Origin of the sequence: Streptomyces sp. NPDC090045 (genome assembly GCF_044747975.1) — a bacterium.
Taxonomy (GTDB): Bacteria; Actinomycetota; Actinomycetes; order Streptomycetales; family Streptomycetaceae; genus Streptomyces.
In genome coordinates this window covers 239,457-255,053 of sequence record NZ_JBIVFA010000008.1, presented here as the reverse complement: position 1 = coordinate 255,053, position 15,597 = coordinate 239,457, and the positions used below count along the sequence as shown (strand labels likewise).

The following is a 15,597-nucleotide window of genomic DNA, read 5'->3' as shown; positions in this document are numbered from 1 at the left end:
GGCGGCTCCGGGCGGTGTTCGGCAGCGCTGTTCGGCAGCGGTGTTCGGGCAGCGTCGTGCGGCAGCGGTGTTCAGGAACGGCGTCGGGGAGGGGGTCAGGGGCGGGTGGTGCCCGGGAGGCAGGTCACCGCCGGGTTGAAGGTCTGGAACAGGCCGGCGGGGTTCTCCTTCCAGAGCCACAGGTGCAGGGCGTAGTGGACCGGCTGGCCGGGGAAGTTGCCGGGCTTGGGGCCCTTGAAGGGGACGCCGAACAGGGTGGGGCGGTCCTCGTCCGTGGTCGGCTTCTGGTCGCGGTCGTAGACCAGCCACTGCACTCCGACGAGGCGTTTGCCGCCGCGCCCGTCGTCCTCGTAGTACAGCGCGGCGGGCTTCGCCGGGTCGAGGGAGTTGTCGTACGCGTGGTTGAAGTGCGGGTAGCCGAGCGCGCCCGTTCCCCCCGCCTTGTCGAAGACGCAGTACTTGTCCGGCTTGTAGCCGGCCGCCACCGCGTTGGCGTGCACCAGGTACTTGGCGGTCGCCTTGTAGACGAGGGCCCGGTCGGCCACCGCCCGGCCGACGCCCCGGTCGGCGTCGGGACGGGGCACGGCGGCGGACGAGGCGGCGGGAGCGGCGAGCGCCGCCACGGTGAGCGAGGCGGCTGCGGTGAGGGCCAGGGCGAGACTGCGGGCCATGCGCGGGCTCCTTGCGACGGGCTGGCGGGAGACCACCTACCCCTTCCCCGGGCCGCGGCGGCCGCCACCCACCCGGCCCCGGACGGCCGACCGCCGATCGGCTGACGGGCGGCCGGGGCCCGCACGCGGACGACCCCGTACCCGGCCCCGCCGCCTCACTCGAACGGGAGCGGCGCCGTTTCGCGGCGCACCCGCACGGGGAACCCGTGTGTCCGCAGGAGGCGAGTGCGAGCGAGTGCGACGGAGGGTGCGGAACATGGCGCAGCAGGATGCGGCACCGAACGGCGGCGGAGAGCTGCAGGACATCGTCTCGGCCGTGTCCAGGGGCGCGCCGGAGTACCGGCAGTGCCCGCACCCCATGTACGCCGCCCTGCGCGAGCAGGCCCCGGTGTGCCGGCTGACCCCGCCCCACGGGGTCGACACGTACCTCATCACCCGCCACGACGACGCCCGCGACGCCCTGTCGGACCCCCGCTTCAGCAAGAACATGCGCGGCGCCATCGACACCTACCACGCCGTGTACGGCAGCTTCTTCGACGCGCTCGACGACAACGTGCTCTTCTCGGACCCGCCCCGGCACACGCGCCTGCGCCGCATCCTGCGCAGCGCCTTCACCCCCAAGCGGGTGGAGCAGATGCGCCCGAGGATCACCGAGATCGCCGAGGACATCCTCGCCGAGTGCCGGAGGGCCGGCACGGTCGACCTGATGGCCGCCTTCGCGTTCCCGCTGCCCATCGCGGTCCTGTGCGAGCTGATGGGCATCGCGCAGGAGGACCGCCCGGAGATCCTGGAGCAGTTCGCCGTGGTGACGCGCTCCCGGTTCGATCCCAGCAAGCGGGCCGAGCTGAAGGCGGCCGAGGAGCGGCTGCAGCACCGGCTGGAGCGGCTGATCGCGGACACCCGCGCGCACCCGTCGGACTCCTTCCTCAGCGACCTCGTCCAGGCGGAGGAACGGCTGGAGGACCCCGAACTGGTCGCCTCGCTGTGGGTGCTGTTCTTCGCCGGCCACAAGACCACCGCCTACCAGATCGGGAACTCCGTCCTCAACCTGCTGCTCCGCCCCGACCAGGCGGCGAAGCTCCGCGAGGACCCCCGGCTGATTCCCCGCGCGGTCGAGGAGATGCTGCGCTTCGAGGGTTCGGTGGAGACGTCGACCTTCCGGTACGCGGCGCAGGACGCCCGGATCCGGGACACGCTGATCCCCGAGGGCGCCCTGGTGCAGATCGCGATCTCCTCGGCCAACCGGGACCCCGAGAAGTTCGACTCCCCGGACGAGCTGGACGTGACGCGCGAGGGACTCCAGGGGACGCACCTGGGCTTCGGCCACGGCACCCACTACTGCCTGGGGGCTCCGCTGGCGCGGCTCGAACTCGAGATCGCGTTCGGCTGCCTCCTGCGGGAGTTCCCGGACATGGAGCTCGCGGACGCGGAGGAGACCAAGGGGGCGTGGCTCAAGGGGCCGGTGGCGGCGTTCCGGGGGCTCGAACACCTCCGGCTCGTCCTGGAGCCCTCGCGCCCGGACGAGGAGCCCGGCGAGCCCACCCTGGCCTCCGTGGCCTCCGGAAAGTAACCAGACCCGATGGGCGGTGGACCGGCATGACGGATTCCGTGAGTACCCCGGCGCTGCGCCTCCTGGGCACGCCGGCGGACGAACTGCGCATCGCCGCGGTGGGCACCAGCGAAGTCATCCGGGTCGGGCGCGGCCCCTCCGCACCGGGCCCGGACGCGGCCCGCGCGGTCCATTCGAAGATCGACATGCATCACCACTACTGCGCGCCGCAATGGCGCGAGTGGGCCGTGCACCACGGGCTGATCACGCCGGAACAGCTGCCCCCGTGGACGCGGCTCGGCATCGAGGACGCGATCCGGTTCATGGACGGGGCGGGCATCACGACCGCCGTCCTCAAGCCGATGCTGCCGGCGCGCTACCGGTCCTCGGCGCAGCTGCGCGAGGCCGTCAACATCACGCTGCAGTCGATGATCGAGGTGGCGACCTCGCATCCGGGCCGGTTCTCGTACTACGTGCCGCTGTTCCTGGACGACCAGGAGGCCTCGTCCTGGGCCGTGCGCCGCGGCCTCGGGCAGCTCGGCGCCGTCGGCGTGAACGTGACGGCCAACTACGGGGGCGTCTACCTCGGGGACCCCTCCTACGACCGGCTGTTCCACGAACTGAACGAGTTCTCCGCCGTCGTGGACACCCACCCGCACAACCTGCCCGGCTGCCCGCCCGGCGCGTCGACGGTTCCGGGCATCCCGAACTTCATGTGCGACTTCCTGCTGGACACCACGCGGGCCGCCGTGAACATGATCAGCAGGCGGACGCTGGACCGCTTCCCGGACATCTCCGTCGTCCTGCCGCACGCCGGCGGCTTCCTCCCGTACATCGCCACGCGCCTGCAGGCCCTCGGACGGTTCTGCGAACCGCCCGTCGAACCGGCCGCCGTCCGCGACCACCTGAGCCGCTTCTACTACGACACGGCCGGCCCCATGGCGCCCGCGGCGACCCTGCTGGAGCACGTGCCGGCCGACCACGTCCTCTTCGGCACCGACTGGCCCGCGGCCCCCGCCGACACGGTCACTGAGCTGGCGCTCCCCGCCCTCGACGCGGACCCGGCCTTCACCCCGGAGCAGTTGCAGGGGATCTACCACGGCAACGCGGTGCGCCTGATCCCGCAGCTGGCGACCGCCTGACGGGGGTGGGGGGCGCGCGGGGCGGGCCGCCCCCCCCGCGGGGGCGGGGCGCCCGGGGGCGGGGGGGGGGGGGGGGGGTGGGGGGGCCGGGCGGGGGCGGGCGGAGCCGGGCGGTGGTGTGGGGGGGCGGTGTGGCGGGTGCGCCCCCCCGCCCCCGGGGGGGGGCGCCCCCCCCCGGGGCCCCCCCCCGGGGGGGGGGGGGGGCCGGGGGGCGCGCCCCCCACCCCCGTCGGGGCCGGAGCGATCAGACGAGCTTGGCGTCCAGGGTGATCGTCGTACCGGTCAGTGCCTGGCTGACCGGGCAGTTCTTCTTGGCGTCCTCGGCCGCGGCGGTGAACGCGTCGGCGTCCAGGCCCGGCACCTCACCCTCGGTGGTGAGGTGGATGCCCGTGATGCCCTTGCCGGGAACGAAGGTGACGGCGGCCGAAGTGGTCAGCTTGGCCGGCGGGTTGCCCGACTTCGCCAGGACGTTCGAGAAGGCCATGTTGAAGCAGCTGGAGTGCGCGGCGGCGATGAGCTCCTCCGGGCTGGTCCGCCCGTTCGCCTCCTCGTCGGTGCGTGCGGGCCAGGAGACCGGGTAGCTGCCGAGGCCGGACGAGTCGAGGGTGACGACGCCCTTGCCCTGGAGCAGGTCGCCCTCCCAGACGGCGTGGGCGTTGCGTGTGGCGGCCATGGTGGATCCCTTCGTAGAAGCGGAAACGGCCGGGCGCCCGGAGGAGTCCGGCATCCCCAAACCTACTGGGACACCAGGGGTTTCGCGTCGCGCGCCAGCGCGGTGAGCCGCGATATGGCGCGGAAGTACTTCTTCCGATAACCGCCGTTCAGCATGTCGTCGCTGAAGAGCCGGTCGAAGGGGACCCCGGAGGCCAGGACCGGGACCTCACGGTCGTACAGCCGGTCGGCCAGCACCACGAGCCGCAGCGCCGTCGACTGGTCGGGCACCGGGCCCACGTCGGTCAGGCAGACGGCCGTGATCCCGTCGGTGAGCGCGCCGTAGCGGCTCGGGTGCACCCGGGCCAGGTGTTCCAGCAGGCCGGGGAAGTCGTCCAGGCTCGCGCCGTCGGTCGCGTACGCGGCCTTGGCGACCTGCTCGTCGGAGAAGGGAGCCGGAGCCTCGGGCAGGCCGCGGTGGCGGTAGTCCTGGCCGTCGATCCGCAGCGGCCGGAAGTGCGCCGACAGACCCTGGATCTCCCGCAGGAAGTCGGCGGCGGCGAACCGGCCCTCGCCGAGCTTGCCGGGCAGCGTGTTGGAGGTGGCGGCCAGCGCCACGCCCTGCTCGACGAGGCGGCTGAGCAGCGAGGACACCAGCACGGTGTCGCCCGGGTCGTCCAGCTCGAACTCGTCGATGCACAGCAGCCGGTGCCCGCCCAGGGTCTGCACGGTCTGCTGGAAGCCGAGCGCGCCGACCAGGTTGGTCAGCTCCACGAAGGTGCCGAAGGCCTTGAGCGCGGGCTCGGCCGGGGTGGCGTGCCACAGGGAGGCGAGCAGGTGGGTCTTGCCGACGCCGTACCCGCCGTCGAGGTAGACCCCGCGCGGGCCGGCGGGGGCCGCCGGCTTCTTGGAGAACCAGCGCTTCTTGCCGGCGCCGCTCGCGTGCGCCCCGCCCAGACCGGCGGCGAAGCCGCTCAGCACGGTGACGGCCTCGGACTGGCTCGGCTGGGCCGGGTCCGGGTTGTACGTGTCGAAGCGGACCGAGTCGAACCGCGGCGGCGGCACCATCTCGGCCACCAGCCGTTCGGCGGGCACCCGCGGCTCGCGCGCGCACAGGGCCTGGGGCCCCGCGTCGGCTATCGGAGGCCGGCCTGAGGTGTAACCGGAGGTGGAGAGTGATGTCGACACAGCCCTTAACTCTACGGGGCGTGGCACACTGCCCGGATGCGACGCCTGTTCCCTGTGACCGATCAGACACCAGCCTCGCCCCAGGACCGGGCCGACCGGGAGTGGTCGCTCGACGAGCTCGCGGACGCCTACGCGTACCCCTCCCTGGGGCCGGACGGACACTGGCTGCGGGCGAACATGGTCTCCACCCTGGACGGGGCGGCCCAGCACGAGGGCCGCTCGCAGCCGATCTCCGGCGAAACCGACATGAAGATCTTCGGCACCCTGCGGGCGCTGGCCGATGTGGTGGTCGTCGGGGCGGAAACGGTTCGCCAGGAGGGCTACCGACCGGCCCGCGCCCGGGAGGCCTTCGCCGCCCGCCGCACGGCCGCCGGACAGGGCCCGGCCCCCGCCATCGCCGTGGTCACCGCGCGCATGGACCTGGACTTCTCGCTGCCCCTGTTCACCTCCCCGCTGGCGCCCACCCTGGTGGTCACCGGCGCCGGCGCGCCCGCCGACCGGGTGGCCGAGGCGGTCAAGGCCGGGGCCGAGGTCGTGGTGGCCGGGGACGGCGCGGCCGTGGACCCGGCCCGTGCGGTACGGGAGCTGGCCGGGCGGGGGCTGCGCCGCCAGCTCACCGAGGGCGGGCCCCGGCTGCTGGGCCAGTTCGTGGCCGCCGACGCCCTGGACGAGCTGTGCCTGACGATCTCGCCGATGCTCGCCGCCGGTGACGCCCAGCGGATCGCCGGGGGACCCTCCGTCACGGTTCCGCACCGGCTCGCGCCCGCCTCCGTACTGGAGGAGGCCGGGTTCCTCTTCACGAGCTACCGTCGGATCTGACAAGGGGCGGAATTTGGCGTTCCGCTTTGCTTCCGCTGGGCACATAACTGGGCAGACATGTCTGCGCAAGGCCCCGTGCGACAGCGGGGCAGGATGGTTTCCGCAGGGGCCGGCCAGCCGGCCTCGGCCCATGAAGGAGAGGGCGTCCGTGTTCACGAGCGTATTGATGATCGAGCAGCCGCTGACCACGGTGGACGTGGACTTCGTCACCACCCTGCACGGGGACGACCCGGTCTCCTTCGTCGTCCTCATGCGCCCCCGGGGCGACCAGGACCGCCTGCTGCGCGCCATCGACGACGTCGCGCTCGGTGAGCTCCCCGAGGCCATCCACGAGGGCGACGTACCCGAGGGCGAAGCCGCCCGCGGCCCTGCGGCGCACGCCCTCGCGCACTCCCTGAACGCCCTGCGGCAGAAGGGCGCCAACGCCACCGGGCAGATCATCGGGGACCACCCGCTCGACAAACTGAAGGCCGTCGTGGACGAGACCGGCGCCGACGAGGTGATCGTCCTGACCGCCCCGCACTTCGTGGAGGAGTTCTTCCACCGAGACTGGGCCTCCCGGGCCCGCCACAAGGTCGGCGTTCCGGTGCTCAAGCTCTTCGCCCACAACGAATAGGCTTGGCCCGTCAGAGCTCGAAGCACCACCCCTCGATCCTGGAGCGACCTGAATGAAGCCCGGCCTGCCGACCGCCATGGAACGGCCCCACTTCATCGGCATCGGCGGCGCCGGGATGTCCGGCATCGCGAAGATCCTGGCCCAGCGCGGAGCGCAGGTCGCCGGCAGCGACTCCCGCGACTCCGAGACCGCCGAGGCCCTGCGCGCCCACGGCGCCACGGTCCACGTCGGGCACGCGGCCGGCCACCTCGCCGACGACTCCACCTGCGTGGTCGTCTCCAGCGCCATCCGCGCCGACAACCCCGAGCTGGCCCGCGCCGCCGAGCTCGGCATCCCCGTCGTGCACCGCTCCGACGCCCTCGCCGGCCTGATGGACGGGCTGCGCCCGATCGCCGTCGCCGGTACGCACGGCAAGACCACCACCACGTCGATGCTGGCGGTGTCCCTCTCGGCCCTGGGCCTGGACCCCTCGTACGCCATCGGCGGCGACCTGGACGCCCCCGGCTCCAACGCCCACCACGGCGAGGGCGACATCTTCGTGGCCGAGGCGGACGAAAGCGACCGCACCTTCCACAAGTACAGCCCGCAGGTCGCGATCATCCTCAACGCGGAGCTCGACCACCACGCGAACTACGCGTCGATCGAGGAGATCTACGAGTCCTTCGAGACCTTCGTCGGCAAGGTCGTGCCCGGCGGCACCCTGGTCGTCGCCCACGGCCAGGAGGGCGCCGCCGAGATCGCCCGCCGCGTCGCGGGCCGGGAGGGCCTCACCGTCGTCACGTACGGCGAGGAGGAGGACGCCGACGTCCGGATCACCAAGATCACCCCGCGCGGCCTGACCAGCGAGGTCACCGTGGTCCTGGACGGCCGGATGCTCACCTTCACCGTCTCCGTCCCCGGCCGCCACTACGCGCACAACGCCGTCGCGGCCCTCGCCGCCGGCGTGGCCCTCGGCATCCCGGCGCACAACCTGGCCTCCGCCCTCGGCAAGTACACCGGCGTCAAGCGCCGCCTCCAGCTCAAGGGCGAGGCCGCGGGCGTCCAGGTCATCGACTCCTACGCCCACCACCCCACCGAGATGACCGCCGACCTGGAGGCCATCCGGGGCGCCGCCGGGGACTCCCGGATCCTGGTGGTCTTCCAGCCCCACCTCTTCTCCCGCACCCAGGAACTGGGCAAGGAGATGGGCGGGGCGCTGGCCCTGGCCGACGCCTCCGTGGTCCTGGACATCTACCCGGCCCGCGAGGACCCGATCCCCGGCATCACCAGCGAGCTGATCATCGCGGCCGCCCGGTCCGCGGGCGCCGACGTCACCGCCGAGCACGACAAGGCGGCCGTCGCCGACGTCATCGCGGGAATGGCCAAGCCCGGTGATCTCGTTCTCACCATGGGCGCCGGAGACGTCACGGACCTCGGTCCGGCCATCCTCGCCCGGCTGTCGAGCTGAAGGTACGAGGGAGCGGGAGAGTCATGTCCTACGAGGTCGAGAAGACGGACGAGCAGTGGCAGGCGGAGCTGAGCCCGTCCGAGTACCAGGTGCTGCGCCTCGCGGGCACCGAGCCCGCCTTCCGCGGTGAGTACACCGACACCAAGACGGAGGGCGTCTACTCCTGCCGCGGCTGCGGGGCCGAGCTGTTCCGCTCCTCGGAGAAGTTCGAGTCGCACTGCGGCTGGCCGTCCTTCTTCGACCCGAAGGACACCGACGCGGTCGAGCTGATCGCCGACACCTCGCACGGCATGGTCCGTACCGAGGTCCGCTGCGCGAAGTGCGGCTCCCACCTGGGCCACGTCTTCGAGGGGGAGGGTTACCCCACCCCCACCGACCAGCGGTACTGCATCAACAGCATCTCCCTGCGCCTGACCCCCTCCTCCGACGAGGGCTGACACCGCGGGACCCCGGCGGGCCCCCACCGACCTTCTCCAGGCCGGTGGGGGCCCGCGTGCGTTCCGGTTGCCGGTCCGCCCACGGCGGACGGGCGGTCGCGCCGCTGGCGGGAACGGGCCCGTCATGGTGTCGAGGACATCGCGGTTCGATTCCGATCCGGTCTCTGGCCTGCGGTGATCCAGAGGCGATAGCAGGTTTGGCCGGTGAAGACACCTATCCGTTTTCTCCATGTGTCTGGTTATGATCGGCACCCTCACATCCCGCCGCAGCCGGACCGGTTGTGGCCGTCCCCTCCCCAGGACCGTGCCGTCCGGCTGCTCGGCAACCCCCGACATCCCCCTGCCGCCCCCGCTCCCGAGGACCGATGTCTCCCATAGAACCCGAAGGCGTACGAGGGCAGTCGACGACCCGTCGGTGGCGCACCGTGCGCCTGCGCACCCTGCTCATCTGGCTGGCGGTGCTCCCCACCCTGGCGATGGGCACTCAAGTCACGGTGACCGCACAGCGGTTGCTGGACCAGTCGGACCAGCTGAGGGCCGACGTGGAGGCCGCCGAGCGGATCGGCGCCCCCCTCTACACGCTCATGGTCGACATGCAGGCGGAGCGGACGGCGACCGCCGCCCAGTGGGCGGGCAAATCCGCCACCGAGGGTGAACTGGGCGCCCGGCGCGGGGCCACGGACCTGGCCGCGGCCGAGTTCCGCCGGCTGGCGGACGACCCCTCCAGGTCCTTCGCCGAGGTGACCCGGCAGCTCGACAAACTGGACGCGTACCGCCAGCGCGCGGACACCCGCAGCGGCGCCCCCGACAGCACGCTGACCTACTACTCCGAGGTGATCGGCAAGGTCATCCAGGTGTACCAGCAGGAGTTCAGCCACGCGGAGGACGCCGAACTCGCCCAGGCGAGCCGGCCCGTGGTGGCGATGCTCCAGGCCACCGAGATGGTGGCGCGCGAGGACACCGTCCTGGCCCTGGCCGGGCCCTCCGGAGAGCTGAGCTTCGCCGGCTACGACCAGTTCGTCAGTTCCCTGGGAGCCCAGCGGTACCTGCACGAGGCGCTGATCGTCCCGCACCTCGCGGAGGGGGACGAGCGGTTCTACCAGCGGGTCGTCGGCTCCGCGGACTGGCAGACCAAGACGCGCATCGAGAACGCGGTCCTCTCCGGGCACAAGGACACCGTGTCGGGCATCAGGGTGCCCGCCGAGGTCGCCGGCTGGTCGTCCGCGCACTCCAACTTCTCCGTGCAGATGACCACGCTCAACATCGACCTGGCGCGCTCGGTGCTCGCCCGCGGCGAGGCCAAGGCCGCGGAGCTGCAGACCGAGGTCGCCTGGCTGATCGGGGGAAGCGGCGGCGGGCTGCTGGCCGTGGTCGTCGTGGTCGTGTTCACCACCCGGTCGGTGCTGCGCCGTCTGAACGACCTGCACGAACGCACGGTGACGGTGGCCGAGGAGACCCTTCCCGAGGTCGTCGACCGGCTCCAGCGCGGACAGACCGTGGACCCCGAGGCCCTGCCGGCCGTGAGCGGGGACCGGGACGAGGTCGGACGCATCAGCGACGCGTTCGCCCGGGCCGTCGCCGTATCGGTCGACGGACACCGCCTGCTCGCCGCCGAGCGCCACGGGTTCGGCCTGTTCGCCTCGGGCATCGCCTCGCGCACCGGGAACCTGGTCAGCCGCCAGCTGAGCCTCACCGAGGACCTCCAGGACACCTTCGGCCACGACGAGGCGCTGCTCGCCCAGTTGATGCGGTCCGACCAGCTGACGGTCGGCATGCGGCGGCAGATCGAGAACCTCCTCATCCTGTCGGGCGGCGAGGTCCCCGACCCGCACACCGAGCCCATGCGCGTCGCCGACCTGCTGCGCGAAGCCGCCGCCGAGGTCGAGGACTTCCGGCGCATCGAGCGGCAGGCCCTGGACGAGACCAGCGTGGAACCGAGCGCGATCAGCCAGATCAGCCACCTGCTCGCGGAACTGCTGGACAACGCCACCCGGTTCTCCCCGCCGCGGTCGACGGTCGTCATCCGCGCCGAACTGGTCGCGGACGGGCTGTCGGTCGAGATCGAGGACCGCGGGCCGCGGGTGAGCCCCGAGCGCTACGAGGAGATGAACGGGCGCCTGCACCAGGCCCCGCCGTACTCCGTCCTGGCGCAGAACGCGCACCGGCTCGGGCTCTTCGTGGTCGGCCACCTCGCCGACCAGCTCGGGGCCACGGTCACCCTGCGCCGCTCGGTGTACGGAGGGACCTGCGCGGTGGTGGTCCTCCCCGGGAACCTGCTGGTGGCGACCGCCCCGGACGCCCCGAGCCGGCCCGCGCCGTCCGCCCCGGCCCCGGCCGCCACCGCGCCGGCCGTCTCCCCCCGGGCCCTCCCCGAGAAGCCCGAGCCCGCTGTCGAGCACGAGCCCGCTGTCGAGCACGAGCACGAGCCCGAGCACGAGGCCGAACCCCAGCCCGAGCCGGTCCTGCTCACGGACGCCGGTCTGCCCAGCCGCCGTGCGAAGACGCCCGCTCCCGTGCCCGCACTCACGGCCCGGCCGGCTCCTGTGCAGGCCCCCACGCGGCCGGCCCTCCCCGAGCGGGTCCCGCAATCCCACATCGCCGACCAGCTGCGCGCGCCCCGCGCGCCGGAAACGCCCGTCAGGCCGGACACCGCGACACCCGAAGAGGTGGCCGACGCCTGGGCGGACTACGAACAGGGGACCCAGACAGTGGAAGAAGAGCTCCGACGGGATCAGCCATGACCACCTCACCGAACACCGCCGCCGCCAACGACGCCATCTACAGCGTCCTCGACAACAACCTGAGCCGGATCGCTGGCATCCAGGGAGCCGTGCTCCTGTCCAACGACGGCATCCGGCTCAGCGCCTACCTGCTGGACCAGCCCCAGGCCGAGCGCATGGCGGCCGCCGCCTCCGGCATCGCCTCCACGATGAAGGCGATATCGCGGGAGATCGACGGCGGCAGCGTCATCCGCCAGCTCGTCGAGATGGACGACCGGTACCTCTGCATCGTCGGGTGCGGCGAGGGCAGCACGCTCATCGTGGTGACCTCCCGCAAGGCCCGCCTCGGCGAACTGGGCGGCGAGGCGGTACGCACCGCCCAGGCGCTCGGCGAGTGGCTGGGCACCCCCGAGCGCGGTCAGGTGCCGTCCGCGTAATGCCGCAGGAGGAGTCGCAGCCCGCGAGCCGCCGCCGTACGCGGCTGTACGCCCTGACCGACGGACGTACAGCCGTGCCGCAGACCGTCCTCACCATGGACACCACGATCACGGCGGCGGCCACCGACGAAGCGCTCGGCGGGCTGCCCACCGAGTGGCAGGAGATCCTCGCCATGTGCGCGCCGCCGGGCGGGCGGGCGGTCGCCGAGATAGCGGCGCGGATGCACATCCGCCTCACCCCGATGACGCTGCTCCTCGGTGAGCTCGCCGAACGCGGGCTGATCGACCACCGGCCGCCCCTGGCGGCCGCCGAGACCACCGACGTCAACCTGCTCATGAGAATCAGGGACAACCTTGCCCGGATATGACACGCCCGCCTCCCGGGAAACGGCCCCGGTCAAGATCCTCGTCGCCGGTGGATTCGGGGTCGGCAAGACGACCCTGGTGGAGACCATCTCCGAGATCGAGCCGCTGCGCACGGAGGAACGGCTGACGGCCGCGGGCGTCGGCGTCGACGACCTCGCGGGCATCGAGTCCAAGACGGTCACCACGGTGGCCATGGACTTCGGCCGGATCACCCTCACCGACGCCGGAGTCGTCCTGTACCTCTTCGGCACCCCGGGCCAGGAACGCTTCTGGTTCATGTGGGACGACCTGCTGAACGGGGCGCTCGGGGCGGTCGTGCTGGTCGACACGCGGCGCCTGGACCGCAGTTTCCCCGCCGTCGACTTCTTCGAGAGCCGCGGACTGCCGTTCGTGGTCGGCGCGAACTGCTTCCACGGCGAACAGCCCTACACCGCGGAGGAGATCGGAGCGGCGCTGCACCTGCGCGATCCGGACACGCCCGTCCTCATGCTCGACGCCCGCTCCCGTGAGGACGTGCGCGCGTCCCTGCTCTCGCTGCTCGACCGGCTCATCGTCAGGGCGCAGGCACCGGCGGCCGCCGGCAACTGACCTCCGGGCGGAGGAACGTCGTCCGTTCTCCAGGTGTACGGCGCGGCGTCATGAGGGTATCCCCGGCTGGTACCCCGGGGCCGCTGTCCTTGGGGCGCCCCTCGACCCGCCCTCACCCGCAGAGGTCCTCACGCCATGGCAGAACTCAACCGTCGCAGGTTCCTGCAGATAGCCGGCGGCACGGCCGCCCTCACGATGCTGAACGACAGCATCGCGCGGGCCGCCGCCATCCCGGCGCAGGGCACCACCGGAACGATCCAGGACATCGAGCACGTCGTCGTCCTGATGCAGGAGAACCGGTCCTTCGACCACTACTTCGGCGCGATGAAGGGGGTCCGGGGCTTCGGCGACCCGCGGCCCGTCCTCCAGGACAACGGCAAGTCCGTCTTCTTCCAGTCCAACGGGACCAAGGACGTCCTGCCCTTCAACCCGCAGGTCGCGGACCTCGGGATGCAGTTCCTGGAGGGGCTGAACCACGACTGGGCCGGCGGCCACCAGGCGTACAACAACGGCAAGTACGACAAGTGGATCCCGGCCAAGACGGCCACGACCATGTCGTACATGACCCGGAACGACATCCCGTTCCACTACGCCCTCGCCGACGCCTTCACGGTCTGCGACGCCTACCACTGCTCCTTCATCGGAGCCACGGACCCGAACCGCTACTACATGTGGACGGGTTACACCGGCAACGACGGGGTGGGCGGCGGTCCGGTCCTCGGCAACCAGGAGGCCGGGTACGGCTGGAAGACGTACCCCGAGCGCCTGGAGTCCGCCGGGGTCTCCTGGAAGGTCTACCAGGACATCGGCGACGGCCTGAACGCGGCCGGCTCCTGGGGCTGGATCAACGACGCCTTCCGCGGCAACTACGGCGACAACTCGCTGCTGTACTTCAACACCTACCGCAATGCCCAGCCCGGCAGCGCCCTGTACGAGAAGGCGCGCACCGGCACCAACGTCAAGGCGGGCGAAGGCTACTTCGACCGGCTGCGCGCGGACGTGGTGAACGGCACCCTGCCCTCCGTCTCCTGGATCGCCGCCCCCGAGGCCTTCAGCGAGCACGCCAACTGGCCGACGAACTTCGGCGCTTGGTACATCTCGCAGGTCCTGGACGCGCTGACGGCGAACCCGGCCGTGTGGGCGAAGACCGCCCTGTTCATCACCTACGACGAGAACGACGGCTTCTTCGACCACGTGGTCCCGCCGTACCCGCCCGCCTCCTCGGCCTGGGGCCTGTCCACGGCGAGCGTGACCGGCGACCTCTACAACGGGGGAGGCGGCTACGCGGCCGGACCGTACGGGCTCGGCCCGCGCGTCCCGATGATCGTGGTCTCCCCGTGGAGCAAGGGCGGTTACGTCTGCTCCGAGACCTTCGACCACACCTCGGTGATCCGCTTCATGGAGAAGCGCTTCGGGGTGCAGGAGCCCAACATCTCCCCGTGGCGCCGCGCCGTCTGCGGCGACCTGACCTCGGCCTTCGACTTCACCCGCGCCGACGCCGCGCCCGCCGCCCTGCCCTCCACGGCCGGGTACGTCCCGCCGGACAAGAACCGCCACCCCTCCTACCACCCGACCCCGCCGGCCACGGGCACCCTGCCCAGGCAGGAGGCCGGCTCCAAGCCGACCCGCGCCCTGGGCTACAGCCCGTACGTGGACGGCGCGCGCACCGTCTCCACGGGCAAGTTCACGCTCACCTTCGCCTCCGGCCCCACCCTCGGCGCCCACTTCCACAGCACCTCGGGCAACCGTACGGACGGCCCCTGGCCCTACACGGTCGAGGCGGGCAAGACCCTCTCGGACACCTGGTCCACCAGCAGCTCCACGGGCAACCAGATCAACCTGACGGTGTGGGGCCCCAACGGGTTCCTGCGCACCTGGAAGGGACCGGCGAAGAAGGCCGGCCCCGAGGCCACGGCCCGCCACGTCGCCGCCACCGGCAACCTGGCCCTGACCCTGACCAACTCCGGTACGGCCGCCGTCAACCTCACGGTGACCAACGCCTACGGCGGCGGGCCCCAGATCATCAGGGTCCCGGCCGGCGGCAGCGTCGCCCACACGGTGGACCTCGGCGCCACGGGCCGCTGGTACGACGTGAACGTCGTCTCCGACGCCGACGCCACCTTCCTCCGCCGCTTCGCGGGCCACGTGGAGACGGGCGCCCCGGGCGTCTCCGACCCGGCGATCAAGACCGTCTGACGCGGTCCTCCGGCGTGCGCAGCAGCCGCCGTTCCAGGACCGGGAGGTCCTCGGGGCGGTGGCTGCGGGCGTACCGGAGCAGGAGGTCGCGGGCGGTGTCCGGGACCCGGCGCCGCTTCGGGTGGCGGGTGGTGAACTCCTCGCCCGCGAAGAACCGCACGGCGCCCTCCAGCCCGGTGCGGTCCGTCTCCCGCACCGCCCAGGCGAGTTCCTCCGTGGACCTCCCGGCCAGCAGCAGGCGGGGAACCCGTTCCGCGAGGAGCCACGCCGCGTCGCGCGGCTCCTCCCGTACGGCGCCCAGCCAGCCGAAGACCACGCGGGGCGGCACCCCGTGCGGCGGGGGCGGCTCCTCCCCGCCCGCAGCCAGGGCCCGGGCGTACTCCCGCAGTCCCTCGGGAGCCGCCGCGGCCCACCGGTCCCGGTGCCGGGCCGGGATCCCGGCCGGGTCCCGTGGATCGAACAGCGGCCCGAGCGGACCGGTCGGCTCGGCGGACCCGATGCGCTCGCCTCCGGCCTCGTACAGCGAGAGCCCGCCGTCCCCGTGGCACATGCACTCGAAGTCGTCGTGCGCTTCGCGCTCGGGCCACAGGGCGAGCACCTCCGCGATCTCGGCCCGGTCGAGGACCTCGTACGCGTTCGGGTGATGCAGGTGGTGCGGCCGGCCGGTGCCGGTCCGGGAGGCCGTGACGGCGATGCGCACCGTGCGCGATGTCGGTTTCACGGTGTGATCGTAGGTCCGGTGGGCAGAACGTACGGGTCCGTTTTCGTCG

The 15,597-nt window shown here is 72.4% G+C and carries 15 protein-coding genes; 11 read left to right on the top strand and 4 right to left on the bottom strand.

The genetic code is table 11. The annotated features are described in order from the left end of the window. Positions 1-95: 95 nt before the first annotated feature. Positions 96-671 (bottom strand): hypothetical protein, encoded by a 576-nt coding sequence (locus ACIPYQ_RS22660; RefSeq protein WP_401253941.1) that lies wholly within the window; start codon positions 669-671, stop codon positions 96-98. A gap of 256 nt (positions 672-927) precedes the next feature. Here ACIPYQ_RS22660 and ACIPYQ_RS22655 point away from each other — a divergent pair, with 256 nt between their 5' ends. Together ACIPYQ_RS22655 and ACIPYQ_RS22650 are read left to right on the top strand one after the other, a co-directional pair. Next, positions 928-2,241: a cytochrome P450 gene (locus ACIPYQ_RS22655; RefSeq protein ID WP_401253938.1), complete on the top strand. Its 1,314-nt coding sequence runs from the start codon at positions 928-930 to the stop codon at positions 2,239-2,241. Positions 2,242-2,267: 26 nt separating this feature from the next. Beyond that, positions 2,268-3,362, top strand: coding sequence for an amidohydrolase family protein (locus ACIPYQ_RS22650; RefSeq protein WP_401253935.1), 1,095 nt, complete (start codon positions 2,268-2,270; stop codon positions 3,360-3,362). Between the two features lie 244 nt (positions 3,363-3,606). Here the strand turns inward: ACIPYQ_RS22650 and ACIPYQ_RS22645 are convergent, their stop codons facing one another. Both ACIPYQ_RS22645 and zapE read right to left on the bottom strand, forming a co-directional pair. Then, complete coding sequence (locus ACIPYQ_RS22645; RefSeq protein ID WP_361754133.1) at positions 3,607-4,035, bottom strand: OsmC family protein; 429 nt, start codon at positions 4,033-4,035, stop codon at positions 3,607-3,609. A 62-nt stretch (positions 4,036-4,097) separates the two neighbouring features. Beyond that, complete coding sequence (zapE, locus tag ACIPYQ_RS22640) at positions 4,098-5,153, bottom strand: cell division protein ZapE (protein ID WP_401254261.1); 1,056 nt, start codon at positions 5,151-5,153, stop codon at positions 4,098-4,100. Positions 5,154-5,237: 84 nt separating this feature from the next. Here zapE and ACIPYQ_RS22635 point away from each other — a divergent pair, with 84 nt between their 5' ends. The 9 genes from ACIPYQ_RS22635 to ACIPYQ_RS22595 all read left to right on the top strand — a co-directional run bounded on the left by ACIPYQ_RS22635 (position 5,238) and on the right by ACIPYQ_RS22595 (position 14,827). Then, on the top strand, positions 5,238-6,020 hold the full coding sequence (locus ACIPYQ_RS22635; protein WP_401253931.1) for a pyrimidine reductase family protein: 783 nt from the start codon (positions 5,238-5,240) through the stop codon (positions 6,018-6,020). A gap of 148 nt (positions 6,021-6,168) precedes the next feature. Then, on the top strand, positions 6,169-6,636 hold the full coding sequence (locus tag ACIPYQ_RS22630; protein WP_361754142.1) for an indole-3-glycerol phosphate synthase: 468 nt from the start codon (positions 6,169-6,171) through the stop codon (positions 6,634-6,636). 52 nt (positions 6,637-6,688) lie between these two features. Continuing rightward, on the top strand, positions 6,689-8,083 hold the full coding sequence (gene murC / locus ACIPYQ_RS22625) for a UDP-N-acetylmuramate--L-alanine ligase (protein ID WP_401253927.1): 1,395 nt from the start codon (positions 6,689-6,691) through the stop codon (positions 8,081-8,083). 23 nt (positions 8,084-8,106) lie between these two features. Next, a complete protein-coding gene (gene msrB / locus ACIPYQ_RS22620) occupies positions 8,107-8,520 on the top strand; it encodes a peptide-methionine (R)-S-oxide reductase MsrB (protein WP_327417056.1) in 414 nt (137 codons plus the stop codon). Positions 8,521-8,885: 365 nt separating this feature from the next. Further along, positions 8,886-11,261, top strand: coding sequence for a nitrate- and nitrite sensing domain-containing protein (locus tag ACIPYQ_RS22615; protein ID WP_401253923.1), 2,376 nt, complete (start codon positions 8,886-8,888; stop codon positions 11,259-11,261). Beyond that, positions 11,258-11,677 (top strand): roadblock/LC7 domain-containing protein, encoded by a 420-nt coding sequence (locus ACIPYQ_RS22610; RefSeq protein WP_361754152.1) that lies wholly within the window; start codon positions 11,258-11,260, stop codon positions 11,675-11,677. The genes ACIPYQ_RS22615 and ACIPYQ_RS22610 overlap by 4 nt, the downstream gene beginning before the upstream one ends. Then, positions 11,677-12,045, top strand: a complete 369-nt coding sequence (locus tag ACIPYQ_RS22605) for a DUF742 domain-containing protein (protein WP_361754155.1) — start codon at positions 11,677-11,679, stop codon at positions 12,043-12,045. Before ACIPYQ_RS22610 ends, ACIPYQ_RS22605 begins: the two co-directional genes overlap by 1 nt. After that, positions 12,032-12,631: a GTP-binding protein gene (locus tag ACIPYQ_RS22600; protein WP_401253918.1), complete on the top strand. Its 600-nt coding sequence runs from the start codon at positions 12,032-12,034 to the stop codon at positions 12,629-12,631. The genes ACIPYQ_RS22605 and ACIPYQ_RS22600 overlap by 14 nt, the downstream gene beginning before the upstream one ends. A gap of 135 nt (positions 12,632-12,766) precedes the next feature. After that, positions 12,767-14,827 carry a phosphocholine-specific phospholipase C gene (locus ACIPYQ_RS22595; RefSeq protein ID WP_401253915.1) on the top strand — a complete coding sequence of 687 codons (2,061 nt, stop codon included), beginning with the start codon at positions 12,767-12,769 and terminating at the stop codon, positions 14,825-14,827. Here the strand turns inward: ACIPYQ_RS22595 and ACIPYQ_RS22590 are convergent. Continuing rightward, a complete protein-coding gene (locus ACIPYQ_RS22590) occupies positions 14,814-15,548 on the bottom strand; it encodes a hypothetical protein (RefSeq protein ID WP_401253912.1) in 735 nt (244 codons plus the stop codon). The two genes, ACIPYQ_RS22595 and ACIPYQ_RS22590, sit on opposite strands and share 14 nt — an antisense overlap. Positions 15,549-15,597 lie beyond the last annotated feature (49 nt).